The organism is Pseudoalteromonas sp. Of7M-16, assembly GCF_022347805.1.
Classification (GTDB): domain Bacteria; phylum Pseudomonadota; class Gammaproteobacteria; order Enterobacterales; family Alteromonadaceae; genus Pseudoalteromonas; species Pseudoalteromonas luteoviolacea_F.
Genome location: NZ_JAKRFY010000013.1, coordinates 55,570 through 68,637 on the forward strand (window position 1 = coordinate 55,570; position 13,068 = coordinate 68,637).

The 13,068-nt window shown below is 38.3% G+C and carries 10 protein-coding genes; 8 read left to right on the top strand and 2 right to left on the bottom strand.

All coding sequences use genetic code 11. The annotated features are described in order from the left end of the window. Positions 1 to 192 precede the first annotated feature (192 nt). Positions 193 to 759 carry a hypothetical protein gene (locus tag MHN81_RS14455; protein WP_023399167.1) on the bottom strand — a complete coding sequence of 189 codons (567 nt, stop codon included), beginning with the start codon at positions 757 to 759 and terminating at the stop codon, positions 193 to 195. 599 nt (positions 760 to 1,358) lie between these two features. Between MHN81_RS14455 and MHN81_RS14460 the strand changes: the two genes are divergently transcribed. The 8 genes from MHN81_RS14460 (at position 1,359) to MHN81_RS14495 (ending at position 11,868) form a co-directional block, all read left to right on the top strand. After that, on the top strand, positions 1,359 to 3,881 hold the full coding sequence (locus MHN81_RS14460; RefSeq protein WP_239426046.1) for a GH92 family glycosyl hydrolase: 2,523 nt from the start codon (positions 1,359 to 1,361) through the stop codon (positions 3,879 to 3,881). Between the two features lie 504 nt (positions 3,882 to 4,385). Beyond that, the gene (locus MHN81_RS14465) at positions 4,386 to 7,022 is read left to right on the top strand and encodes an ATP-binding protein (RefSeq protein WP_239426047.1); all 2,637 of its coding nucleotides are present in this window, start codon (positions 4,386 to 4,388) and stop codon (positions 7,020 to 7,022) included. Continuing rightward, positions 7,006 to 7,362, top strand: a complete 357-nt coding sequence (locus MHN81_RS14470; protein WP_239426048.1) for an Hpt domain-containing protein — start codon at positions 7,006 to 7,008, stop codon at positions 7,360 to 7,362. The genes MHN81_RS14465 and MHN81_RS14470 overlap by 17 nt, the downstream gene beginning before the upstream one ends. After that, positions 7,349 to 8,533 (top strand): response regulator, encoded by a 1,185-nt coding sequence (locus tag MHN81_RS14475; protein ID WP_023399163.1) that lies wholly within the window; start codon positions 7,349 to 7,351, stop codon positions 8,531 to 8,533. The genes MHN81_RS14470 and MHN81_RS14475 overlap by 14 nt, the downstream gene beginning before the upstream one ends. A 194-nt stretch (positions 8,534 to 8,727) precedes the next feature. After that, on the top strand, positions 8,728 to 9,660 hold the full coding sequence (locus MHN81_RS14480) for a DUF5050 domain-containing protein (RefSeq protein WP_023399162.1): 933 nt from the start codon (positions 8,728 to 8,730) through the stop codon (positions 9,658 to 9,660). A 555-nt stretch (positions 9,661 to 10,215) separates the two neighbouring features. Then, a complete protein-coding gene (locus MHN81_RS14485) occupies positions 10,216 to 10,374 on the top strand; it encodes a hypothetical protein (protein ID WP_023399161.1) in 159 nt (52 codons plus the stop codon). An 854-nt stretch (positions 10,375 to 11,228) separates the two neighbouring features. After that, positions 11,229 to 11,411: a hypothetical protein gene (locus MHN81_RS14490; RefSeq protein ID WP_023399160.1), complete on the top strand. Its 183-nt coding sequence runs from the start codon at positions 11,229 to 11,231 to the stop codon at positions 11,409 to 11,411. A gap of 187 nt (positions 11,412 to 11,598) precedes the next feature. After that, positions 11,599 to 11,868 (top strand): hypothetical protein, encoded by a 270-nt coding sequence (locus tag MHN81_RS14495; RefSeq protein ID WP_023399159.1) that lies wholly within the window; start codon positions 11,599 to 11,601, stop codon positions 11,866 to 11,868. 246 nt (positions 11,869 to 12,114) lie between these two features. Here MHN81_RS14495 and MHN81_RS14500 read toward each other — a convergent pair whose 3' ends face one another. Further along, positions 12,115 to 12,984, bottom strand: a complete 870-nt coding sequence (locus MHN81_RS14500; RefSeq protein ID WP_239426049.1) for a hypothetical protein — start codon at positions 12,982 to 12,984, stop codon at positions 12,115 to 12,117. Positions 12,985 to 13,068 lie beyond the last annotated feature (84 nt).

A 13,068-nucleotide genomic window follows, 5' to 3' on the forward strand; every position in this document is an offset into this window, starting at 1 on the left:
GGTTTCATTGTATTGGTTAAACCATAACCAATCGGCATTGTTCTCACAAATTAGTATTTTGAAATGCAGTTTATATTAAAGCCTGATCATATTACTCTTGAGCTCTAATGAAAATTGCACCTACGGTTAAAATACTCGCAGGTGCTTTTACTACCTCAAGAAGCCACTATATTTTGACTCCATTGATAAAAATCATTCGCATTTAATAACTGTGAGGTTTTCTTGAACTAAAGACTCTTGAGTTTTTGGAATTGAAATCAGTTTATAAGGGCTTCCTTCGATATACTCGGAAGGACAATAGATTTCCGCGCTATCACACACTTTAGTAAGATCAATTGAAGTTAGTGATAGTCGCTCATCAAACTGTTCAAATGATACCCCTGTTACCCTAGGCAACGAAGTACAATGGTTAAGGTTTATCGCACCTCTTTCCCATAAAACGATTGAACGCTTGTCAAAGTCAATATCGGGTAATTCTTCATTCGAATAGTTATACCAGGTTTCAACAAATTCAATTTCATCTTGAATTACATAAAGTTTTTTACTCCCTGCAATTCCATTTGCTGGGAGTTCACCTGAGCTCAAAGTAACCATAGTAGGGTCACTTTTGTTTTTGATTCCACTACCCACATTGGGGTCAACCAATGGATTCGTAGCAACAGGTTTGTCTGGTTCACCGTGTTCAGAGGCATTGGCGCCGCAACCTAACAATAACACGCTAAGGGCAGAGATAGTTGATATTTTTATAATAGCATTCATTTATATTTTCCTTATTTATATTTTAATTATCCCAAGAAAGAACATTTAAAATATTAAAAAACACCATTAAAACTTACTGTTCCCATTTGTTCTCATATGTAAACTTATGTAAGTAACAAGATAAAGCTCACTAATTTAGGAAATAATTTATAGGGACAAACAAAGAAAATAAATTTACTCATAAATAATTTCAGCATAAAACTTTATAAAATAAGTATTGCATTTTCACTATATTATTGCAGATTAAGCAGACGCAGTGCTTGTTGAAAATATGCTGAAGGGATATCGTAAATCTCAGTTAAAAAGACGCATAAGCTCTATAATAGCCCGGGCAGACCGTTAAGCATGTAGAGTATAAATCGCACAAAGCGGTAGACCTCGGTCATTTTCCCTGTCCACGAGCACTTGATGTAATTGGCTAATTCCCCAACTCAATAGCCGGCAAGGCTTGCTCCGATTTTAAAATTTGTTAATTTCTCACTTAAATCTTTTAAATATACGCATTAAAATTGTACAAACAGTGTAATTAGTGGCATGGTATAAAGAAATTTTCACAATTTTCGACTTCGAAATTGGAACGTTCTAAAAGAGAGTTTGTAATGAACCTTAAAATAACAGCTAAAAATTTGGCAGTTTTGTCATTCACTTCCGCTTTTTTAATTGGCTGTAGTGAAAAGCCAAATGAAAAAGCGATCAAACCTAAGATACAAGGTACACCCGAAGCCAATTACGTTTCTGATGTCGTCAGTTACGTCAATCCGTTAATAGGTACAAAGGGGCCATTTAATCATCGTCAAGCAGGCAATGTCACACCGGGTGCTGTACTCCCATTTGGTATGTTTAATTTTGGCCCTGAACACGCTTATACAGAAGACTTAATGGCTGAATCTGAAGGCATTTCAAAAAAGATTCTTGAAGAAAAGAAACGGGTACCGGTATCGCCTGGTGGATACAACTATCAAGCAAGCCGAGTAAAAGGCTTTTCGTTTACTCGTCTATCTGGAACAGGTTGTCTTGGCGCATCAGGTGATATACCCGTTATGCCTTTTACGAAAGATATTACTTTTTCACCTGCTACTGATCCGATAAACGGATATTACAGCGCAGCCTTTAGCCACGACAACGAGACCGCAATACCTGGCTATTATCAAGTTGGTTTAGACAATGGGGTAAACGTAGAGCTCACATCGACCACACGCACAGGTATTGCAAATTTTACGTTTGAGCACTCTGATAACGCAAAACTGCTATTTAGAACATCCTATTCCCAACTTGGTAGTGGTGACGCATTTGCGAAAGTAGACCCACAGAGAGGTGAAATTACCGGTTATGTGACTTCGGGTAACTTCTGTGGGTACTTAGGTGAGCACAATCGACGAGATTATTACACACTTCACTTCGTCGCTAAACTTGATAAGCCAATATCAGGCTCTGGAGCTTGGAAAGATGCAGAATTGTCCGATGGTGCAACTTCCTCAAAAGGCGCAATGGGTTATGGTGATAACGGCTGGCCGGACATTGGTAAAGGTTCAGGAGTTTGGGTTAACCTAGACATGAATGACGGGGAAACAGTCCAAATGCGCGTTGGTATTTCTTATGTCAGTTTAGAAAACGCCAGAGAAAACCTAATAAAAGAGCAAGGTGATACAAGTTTTGCGGCACTGCGTAAACAATCGCGACAGGCGTGGGAATCAGAGCTTTCAAAAATCAAAGTTGTCTCTGATGACAAAAGCAAACTGCGCATTTTCTATACCGCCTTGTACCATAGTTTGTTCCACCCCAATGTATTCTCGGATGTAAACGGAGAATACACAGGTTTTGATCAAAAAGTACATACAATATCATCGACGCAAACAGCCCAATACGCTAACTTTTCTGGCTGGGATGTATATCGTTCCCAGCTGCAATTGGTAACTTTATTAGATCAACAACGGGGAAGCGATATCGCACAGTCGTTGTTTAACCAAGCAAATCAATTTGATGGGGTGTGGGATCGTTGGACTCATAATGCAGGTCCAACTGGCGTGATGAGTGGTGACCCTTCTACAATCGCTATTTCCAATTTTGTTGCGTTTGGTGCAGACAATTTTGATGTATCTGGTGCATATACCTCACTGCGTAAGGCTGCAACTCAGCCAACCGAATTTGATTTAACTGACATCGGGTGTCCTGTTTTTTGTCGCGGTCAAAAGCCATCATTGGATGAATGGCAAAGCATTGGTTATATATCTGAACAGTCTAACAGCTGGGAAGGCGCTTCAGAAACACTTGAGCAAGCATCAAGCTATTTTTCTTTAGCGCAGTTGGCAAACAGATTAGGAAAGCAAGACGATGCTTCGCGCTTTGTCGATGAGGCAGGGTATTGGAGAAATATCTACAATCCTTCGGCGACTGACTCTTTGGGCTACATTCAAGGTCGAAACAAAGATGGAACATGGAAGCAAGAATTTGATGCTTATTCAGGCCATTTATTTGTAGAGGGAAGTCCCGCACAGTACCTATGGATGGTTCCCCATGACGGCGCTGGTCTCGCTACCGTCCTAGGTGGAGATCGTATCATGAGTGAGAGGCTTGATAGTCATTTTAGAAAAGCCGATGGCACTTGGGTACTCTATCGCGATTCAGCACAATTTGCAGATGTCTCAAACCAACCTTCAATATTATCGCCATGGATGTACCTACATACTGGAAATGCATACAAAACACAGCAAACTGTGCGGGAAACCATGGCACAACTTTGGTTAGACACACCTGACGGTATACCGGGGCAAGATGACCTTGGGCAAATGTCATCGTGGTATGTTTTTGCAAGTCTTGGGATCTACCCTAAGTATCCTGGACGTGCAGATTTAGTGCTATCTAGCCCTCAATTCACGCAGGCTAAAATCGGTAATTTGACTATAAATGCGCCAAGTGCGTCTCGTAAAAACATTTATATTGATTCACTAAAAGTCAACGGTAATGACACCTTGAAAAGCTGGATTGACGAAACATATATAAACAAACCGGTCACTTTGGATTTTCGTTTGAGCAGCGAGCCAAACCAAGATTTTGGTAAAGCCGTTGAGCACAGACCACCGAGCTACGCTCCAACAAACCTTGAGGAAAAGTCGATTCTTTAAACTTGTGTATTATATAAAACACACAACAAAATACTGTCTTTACCTTAGATAAAAGTTTGGCACGGTCTGATTCGTGCCAAATTTTCAACCTACTTAACTCCGCATTGTTTAATCTTTTTCGATCAAAAGCCGACTCACAATAGTCTGTATATTAGTTAACCTCGCTATATCTATTATCGCGGAGAATTGAGAACGTGGAATTAATAATTTTTTAATATAAATAGTTAGTACAATTAAGCCGAACCAAGAAAAACCGTTGGATTTTTGCGTCCAAACGCATCGTGAGATTGATCATATCTATAGCTTCAACGATTTAACCAATAAATCAGAAACTTGCGAAAGACTCTCAAATAAACAGAAGTTTACAAGCTCCTCAGATGTCTGTGGTTAAAACGACCTACAACAACAGCGCCAAAACAGCCTTCTACTAATAAAAAACTCCTATATACGTTATTACTGCTATAGTTTAGATATACCACAGACCATTAGGCGGCAAGGAAGACAATGGATAGCAAAGTCCCTCACTTGGTTACCAATGACTGTCTACAAATCCAATTTATTAGCGCCGCCTTGCAAACGTTGCTGGGCGAAGACAACATAATTGGAATGGACCTCAATGAGGTCTTCAATCTAGAGCTAATTAGCGGTAACTTTTCTCTTGGCCACTATAATAACATCCCTCTGAGCATTAAAAGATTTCCATGCGAGACCGGGTATTGTTTTTTGATTCAGACACATGACTCAAACAAAGAAGAAATGAGTTTTTTGATTGATGCCGTTGCTAGTTCAAATATCGGCGTTTGGCGCTACAATCTTGCGTCGCACTCTCTCTATCTATCAGACATTGCAAAAAAGCTACTGGGTATCGCGGTACAAACCCCATTGACTTGGAGAAAATTACTCTCACTTGTTCATAAAGATGACCAAGCACTATTTCCTCTTTTTTTTGAAAACCATGTTCAGTTTGGTGTGCCGCTTCAATTTGAATTTAGGCTAAAGTCTTCAGGGCAAAAGTCTTGGTTCGCTTTGAGAGGAAGTTGTATTCATAAACCCGATGGAAAATGGATAAATGGCACATTGCAAGATTGCACAGCAGAAAAAACAACTGTGATTGCTCTGAACGACGCGGATGAAAGTAAGCAGTTGGCAATTGAAGCAGGCAAAATTGGAACCTGGCGGGCAACAAAGTCAGGAAACCAATGGCATTGGAAGTGGGACATGCTAGCCAATACGATTTTCAAACTTGAGCCCGAAGATATTGGAGATCTAAACAAATGGGTTGAACTTCTTCATCCTGAAGACAAACCAAGAGTGAAAGAAGCCTTGGATGAAAGTTTGAGAACGGGCATTGAGTTTAAACAACATTATCGAAGCATCTTAAAAAACGGCGAGGTCATTTACGTATTTGCCCAAGGCAGAGTCGGCAAAAATTATAAAGGGGAACACTGTAGGATAGATGGTGTCTGCGTTGACCAAACAGAAATACATAACACTCAACAGGCGCTGAAAAAATTAAACTCAGAGCTTGAAACACGCGTTAATGACCGGACCGCGGAACTTCATAATACTCTGCAAAAAGCCGAACGTGCGAACAAAATCAAATCTGAGTTTTTATCTATGATCAGCCACGAGCTCAGAACGCCACTCAATGGTATTATCGGTGCTCTGGATCTGCTTTCTCATTTTTCGTTAAGCTGCGAGCCAAAAGATTTAGTGTATACAGCTTCAAAATCTGCCGATCACTTAATCACCATCTTAAATGACTTGTTGGATTTAAATAAAATAGAAGCAGGAAAGCTGGAACTAGAAACCACCGTATTTAACTTGCCCACTGTCATTTATGATGTGGTAAGCACATTTACAGCATCGGCAAAAGACAAGGGCATCAAATTAAAAGTTTACGAAAATCAAAATGAAGTTCAGCCTATTAAAGGAGATATAAATAGGTTTAAACAAATTCTCCTCAACATACTCGGTAATGCAATCAAATTCACCAATAGTGATTGTGTACGTTCGAAAGAGGTCACCGTTACATCGAGCTTTAAGCGCTTAAACATATATCAAAGTGAAGTAACGGTCTCTATTTCAGATACCGGCGTGGGCATGAGTAATGAAACAATAAAAAAGCTATTTACTCCATTTACACAGGCCGAAAAGTCGACCACTAGGAAGTTTGGAGGAACTGGTTTAGGGCTCTCAATTTGCGGAAAATTGATAGATTTAATGGGTGGACAAATCATCGTTACCAGTGAGCTAAATAAAGGTAGCCAATTTACGGTAAAAGCGCCTTTTTGGGTTGAGCTGGGCGAAAAAGACACCCCTTTAAAAAGTGCACTCAACTGCTTCACTCTAGGGAAACTATCTCATGATAACCAACATGTTATTCAACTGCTTCAGTCCCTGTATACGGTAACGATTGTCCCCCTAGAGTGCCAAGACCTCATGTTTGATCAAAACATAGGAGTCAATATAATTTTAACTAGTGATTTCAAATCACTATTAACACATATTGATACGCTAAACTCACTAGATACCTTAATGGTTTATACCGATTTAGAGCATGTAGCTAATTTTGAGTTAACCTTCCCACATTTGGCTGTGTTTTCAAATCAACCACTTACCTACACGCAACTTGAGACACAAATCAAAATTCAGCAACAAGACAATCTAGCCTTAGATGAGCTTGAATTTGCTATTGAGTCCAGCGACTCACAACAAGTGCAAACTCCTTTCCAGATGAAAAACGACGAAGGGTTTGGACACCACGATATCTTGTTGGTCGAAGATAATCCATTCAATCAAAAGTTGATCCAAACTCAGCTGGCGAAATTAGGGCTTTTTTGTGACATAGCGAATAATGGTGCAGAAGGGTTTAGTTACTGGCACAGCCATACCTATAAACTGATCCTAACTGACTGCCACATGCCAGAAGTAGACGGCTATGAAATGACAAAACAGATCCGCACAGAAGAAGCTAGACGAGAGAAACCACCAATCCCTATCATTGCTGTGACAGGAGCTGCAATGCAAGGCGAAAGGGATTTATGTACTTCAATTGGCATGAATGACTTTTTGTGTAAACCAGTAAGACTCACCGACATCAGATCAATTTTGGAGCGTTGGTATGAACACACAGCTTGATCAATTAAAAACGCTAAACCACAACACTATTATTGAACTAGTGGGTGACGAACCTGCTAAAATTCAAAAGTTTCACACTGAATTTCTCAAACAATCATCAGTTATTTTAAGAACCATTATCCAATCTTTTAACATCGACGACTTTTCTGAGATCAAAAGCCAAGCACATTTTTTAAAAACGTCAGCTAAAGCAGTCGGGGCAGAGCGTAGTGCCTATTTTCTGGAAACGATTGAAAGCTACAGCCTCGAAAGAGATAAAGCAGCGATTAAACAAGTCATTATAAAGCTTAATAGTGAATTTAACGCGATAAAAAAGGAGCTTACCCATGACCAGCATTAATCGCATTGCAAAACGCCACCCGGCAGTACTTGTACTGACACATCGAGAAGATGATGTTCAAGGCATTACAGAGCTCATTGCAGAGCAAACCGAGGATTTTCGTTGCTTGGTCGTAAGAAAAACTGCGTTAGATGACATTGAGCAGCTAGCACCTAAAGTTATTCTTTTTGCTTTGTCTGACGTAAAAAAGAGTATTTGTTTATATAACCTACTGATAAAAGAGAATAGATTAGTCAAAAATCACTATAGTGTCCTTTTGTGCAGTAACCGAGAGTCTGGTTTGGCATTTAAATGCTGCTTGAAGAATTTATTTGATAGCTACTTTGTATACCAACCTCTATATGAAAAATTTAGATTACAACTCATTGTCTATGAGGGACTAAAACAATTTACTAATACTGACTCCTACATCGAGTCTTTAGACAAAATAGTCAAAGATCAAAATGATGAGCTTAATTCGTTGATTGAATTAGGCTTAAGCTACAAGACTTCGGTTGTTGAAGAAATTAGCAAGAGCAAGGAAGAAGTGAACTCCATAAACCAAGATATTTTGTCTCAAATGCCCGACAATATCGACAAACAACTCATTTCAGAAATTAATGATTCGCACATTCAACCGCTGCTAAACGCACTCGAGACATCCCTTTCAACCAAACTCCTAGATCTAGTGAATGGGTTAAAACAGTCGCAAGATTTAAACAGCCTTTTAATGAAGCAACTCCAACAACCAATCCATACAAAATGTGAGGATAACTCAGTTGACTCATCGAGTGGCAATGCATTTTTGGATACCCATGCTAATCAACAGCATTCTATTTTACTAGTTGAAGACAACCATATATACAGAGAAATGATTAGCGATGTGCTAAGCACAGTCGGTTATGAAATTGAGCAAGTCGATGACGGACTCGCCGCCATAAAGAAAATAAAACGTACTCAGTATGACTTAATTGTAATGGATCTCTTTTTGCCAAATTTAGACGGCTTAAATACAACAAAACATATTCGAAACGTCGGAAAAAATATCAAGACACCAGTAATTGCGTTAACAGGGAACAAAAATAAGCAATTAGTAAAAAAGTGGGCCGAGCACGGTCTCGACGGATATATTCTAAAACCATCGACGAAAAAAGAAATCCTAGCGGTCGTCAACAAAGCAATTGGCACTTAAATACAGACAAAACAAACTTTTAACGCTTAGGGCAGTTGCTGACTATTGCGGTAAGCCATTGTTTAATATGATTATATAAAATTCAACTGAAAATCAACCGTACGTCAATCTCACGTCATCATTTTGAGCGTCGCAACAGATAACCTAAGACCTCCACAGTTTTTTACCAACAAACACACGAATTCGAGGTAACCATGACACAAAATATCTGTTGTAAAACAACCTTGGCTGCTATTACTTTGGTACTGCTTAGTAGCTGTGCTGTCAATCAAAGTGCTGAACCGCATGGGTATTCATTTATCTATTCAGCTAAAGAAGGGAATAACCGGTCTGTATTCCTGAGTGACGAATATGGCCAAAACCGGCTTAAAGTGATTGATTTAACTAATAATGACGGATATCCATCCATTTCACCGAATGGCAAAAGCATCGCGTTCTATAGCAAGTACGATAACAACAAAACATGGTCCATTCATACAGTAGGTTTAGACGGAGCCAACGTAAAAAGGCTTACTGAAGAGAAGTTTGTTTGGGATAGTGCGCCATCATGGTCACCAGATGGGAGCAGCATCATCTTCTCACGAGAATATAAAGATGCAAGTGACCAGTGGCAAGAAGAAATATGGCTTATGGATGCAAATGGGAATAATCAACGCCAACTCCGCACCTTAAATGGAAGGGCCGCAAGCTTTTTACCTGATGGCAAAATCGTATTCCAATCAAACTCTAAGCAAAGCCAACTATTCATTGCTGACATACAAGGCAACAATAAGGTCCAACTTACATATACAAATTCAAATAATCGCTCTCCCGCAGTTTCACCTAATGGCAAGTACATTGCGTTTTTGTCCAATAGAGATGGTAACCAAGAAGTTTACGTTATGAACATAGATGGTTCTGCCCAACGACGCCTTACATTCAATAACGTAGAAGATTGGGATCCAGCTTGGTCAGCAGATAGTAATTACATCTATTTTATATCGCAAAACGAAAGTGACTTTTACGATGTATTTTCAATACATCGAGGCGGCTCCTCGCTAACTAAGAGGCTCACGAGTGGATCACAAGTTAACTCAGTAATTAAACTCGATGACAAGCTATTATCGAAACTGAAGGAAAACCAATAAATCCCTTCAAATATATAAGGCGGTAATAGTTAACATACCTTAGCTAGACTCGTACACTCCCAGTCAGGGCTTCATGATTATGCTATCAAACCAGCCTGTGGTGTCCGATAAATATCATCTGTAGCCCTGAACAACACAAAACAACATTGTGTAAGAGTAAAAAATCAAAGTGCGGGAAAAAATGTACAACAACATGTACAATTTTTCTTCTAAACTCAGCATATTTAGCAATAAGGTTTAACCTTAATATAACTCAAATTTATAAATAGCCAGAAAAACCCCCAGCCAGAGTAGTGAAATAGCGTTTTTTGTGTAGAAACTACTAAACGGCATCGGACACCCAGACCGCCACCAGAAATAAATAAGCATTTAAAACATGGGATTACAATTAGTTAAACTCGCTTATTTTAACGTTCTCTCCGCATAAATTAATTTTGCTACCCTAAAACTTGTAATATGTTACTCAATGATGCTATTAATGTTAAATAGCTTTTGCAGACCAACTCTGTACGAGTTATTTAAAGTTAAAAACTAGCTAAAATAAGGAAATAAGTAATGAAACTTGCATTAAAAAAACAAAAACTTAAGCAATTAAGCAATGAGAAAACTCTAGACAACAACGCAACACCAAACATTGGTGGAGCTGGTAGCACTTACAGATGTCGCCCGGCAGAATCTGAAACTGGTAATAGATTCTACGCTTGTATGTGCTAATAGCCACATAAAAGAGATTGGAGAGGTGTATTAGCACCTCTTTATCTAATCTTGTTTTGAACCATAAAAGGAAATAGCGCAACATTAACTTTTCGTGTGCCTGCTAAACCACATCGATTATGGACTTGCCAATTTAAACATCATTCTAATTTAGATTTTTTGTAAATTAAGAGCATTGAGGAAGCTGCGCAGCCTATGGAAAGCCTAAAGTAAAACCTCTTGGCGTGTTTTACTTATTGCATCCAATCAATTAGGATACTTTCTATATTTAACCCGGAGTAAACCTAACGCACTTGCAAGCACATTATAAACCCACAAATCGAAACCTCATTATTGTGACAAACGCACTTTAGCTAACACATAGCCAATCCAGATGTTATAAAAAACAGACAATACTCTAAAAGGCTTCAATATTTGATAGGCCATATTCTTCAGCCTACCTTTATTTAAAAACACGTTTAATACCTACCTAAAGTTTTTTTAAAGCATAATTTGCAAGCTACCCACTTAAAAGATCTAACCATGAAAATGTAAACTATTTTAAAGTACCAATTATCCACTACATTTTTATAATGGTTTGAAATTCATTTTTTACAAAATTATATTGCTTTTAGCACAACACTACACGTTCAACTCTAAACACCAAACTGTTCAAACCGATCAACATAAAGCCATGCAAACAACTAATATTAAATGAATTTTAAAAACAAACAACACCACATACAAACTGATCAAAAACCAACCAAACATATATTAATTTCATAAATCGCAAGATAAACCATTGCAATTATAAATAATCATGTTAAATTCAAAACCAGATTAAAAAACAAGTGTTTTATTAAAGGAAGAACGTTATGAAACTAAAAATAATGAAGAAAAAAATCAAAAACCTATCTGAAACAAAAAACATGCTTAATAAAGCAATGACACCTAATGTTGGTGGTGGTCGTGGTGCATGTTCTGGTGGCCCAGCTTGTATTATTGATGACCAACCATCAGAAACAGTTACAAGTGGTGGTGTACCAGTTACTTTTTAATAAAGTACGAATACTTTAAATATGCCTGTTATTTTCAGGCATTGGGAGGCGTTTTTGTCGCCTCCTTATAATTACTTTGTTTCCCCATATAAGTCTTATCTTTATCGAATAGCACCTATCAATATAATCAACACCAGTTTCCAATTTAAAAATTCGTGTATCATCACTAACAATTAATGTTATCTAGATGCTTTACACTCTAGTCTTACACATAGTCAGTTATGTATTAGGTGCGAGTTATATGCTCGCTCGGCAAATTATGGCTGTAACTAATGCCGATACTCCCTTAAGCCAGTATCCAGTGATCAAAGCTGATTACCAAGGTAGCAGCCCTAAATCCAGTACCAAGTTTGCAGATGACTTTTGCGAGGAACTTGATGCACCTAACCAAGCATATGGTAGTTATAAGCGTGCGCGAGAGCTGGGAGATAATAAAAAGGCTTCAGGATATTTCTGAGAATGAAGGTCATAAGATAAAGAGTAAAACAGCTCTATCTATGATTCAAAGGCAATTATCAAGGTTGAATAAAGTCCAAATTGTTATTAGCTTGTGCGGTTCTGGGCCGGGTAGCATTCCCGATCCACTTAAAGTAATTTAAATCAAAGGCGTATTTAGCGCCTTAGATTGTTTCAATGAAACGGTGGCCAAATTAGCTTGAATCCCGCTTAAAATAGGCCAATTAAAAGGAGGCAAAGCTATTTATTAAGGGAGATTTCCATCATAAAACTCTCTGGTTTTCCGTGTTTCACTCGCTACTGTTTCTTCCATTTCCTTAACCAGATTTTTATCCTCAGGTTTAGCATTTTTATTGGCTGTGTTTGCATGCTCTATTAACTTTCCTAGCGAATACTGCTGATTTACAAAAACACCTCCTTTGGTTTTTAATGTTCTTAAGTTATTCAATTCAGTTCTTGTTGCTTCAAATTCTTCTCGCGCTTTACCAAACTCACTATCACCAAAATAACTATCCTTACCTTGATCATAGGCTTTATTTTTCCTTTTCATGTGGTCTACTTCATGCATTAGCACTACAAGCTTTTCAGACTTACTCATGGGTGAGTAACTATATTGATTTTTAAAGAGTGTGTGGCTTATTTTATCTTTTTTTAGAGCTGTATGTGCCGGAGATTTATTAAGGAAAGGATTCGCAAGCTCATAATCAAACACAACATTGTACTTTTCTTTGGCTAAAGTTTTAACAAAATCAATTAGTGGCTTTTCTTTTTCCCATTTATCTGATTTTTTGTATGATTTGACCCGCGTGGGTCCAAGGCGGGAAGGAGCATTTATCGCCAATAAAAGGTTTTTTTGGGCTTTAACTTGTTCTGAATCCCCTTCTTTTATTTCTACAGCTTTTGGTCTATACAACTCCACCAAGTCACCAAAAATCGCTTTATTACCCGCGTAAATCGATTTAGCTGTTGATGCAAACTCATTGTCAGCATCAAGATTGGACCTTTCCGTATACAGTTTTTCTAGGCCATCCTTGTGGGTTGTAGTGTTTCTAATGTTTTTATCGACCCCTCTACTAGAGGCCGTGTTTTTTGAACGGAGAGGTTGTGTGGTTTGCATAATCTAAATCACCATCAATTTATTTACCAATCAAGTTAATATCAATAGTGACGAGTCATTGCAGGATTTGTGATTTGTAGTGGG

Coding starts and splice junctions, on each gene's coding strand:
- MHN81_RS14455 (WP_023399167.1), bottom strand. CDS start 759: ATGAATGCTATTATAAAAATATCAACTATCTCTGCCCTTAGCGTGTTA.
- MHN81_RS14460 (WP_239426046.1), top strand. CDS start 1,359: ATGAACCTTAAAATAACAGCTAAAAATTTGGCAGTTTTGTCATTCACT.
- MHN81_RS14465 (WP_239426047.1), top strand. CDS start 4,386: ATGGATAGCAAAGTCCCTCACTTGGTTACCAATGACTGTCTACAAATC.
- MHN81_RS14470 (WP_239426048.1), top strand. CDS start 7,006: ATGAACACACAGCTTGATCAATTAAAAACGCTAAACCACAACACTATT.
- MHN81_RS14475 (WP_023399163.1), top strand. CDS start 7,349: ATGACCAGCATTAATCGCATTGCAAAACGCCACCCGGCAGTACTTGTA.
- MHN81_RS14480 (WP_023399162.1), top strand. CDS start 8,728: ATGACACAAAATATCTGTTGTAAAACAACCTTGGCTGCTATTACTTTG.
- MHN81_RS14485 (WP_023399161.1), top strand. CDS start 10,216: ATGAAACTTGCATTAAAAAAACAAAAACTTAAGCAATTAAGCAATGAG.
- MHN81_RS14490 (WP_023399160.1), top strand. CDS start 11,229: ATGAAACTAAAAATAATGAAGAAAAAAATCAAAAACCTATCTGAAACA.
- MHN81_RS14495 (WP_023399159.1), top strand. CDS start 11,599: ATGCTTTACACTCTAGTCTTACACATAGTCAGTTATGTATTAGGTGCG.
- MHN81_RS14500 (WP_239426049.1), bottom strand. CDS start 12,984: ATGCAAACCACACAACCTCTCCGTTCAAAAAACACGGCCTCTAGTAGA.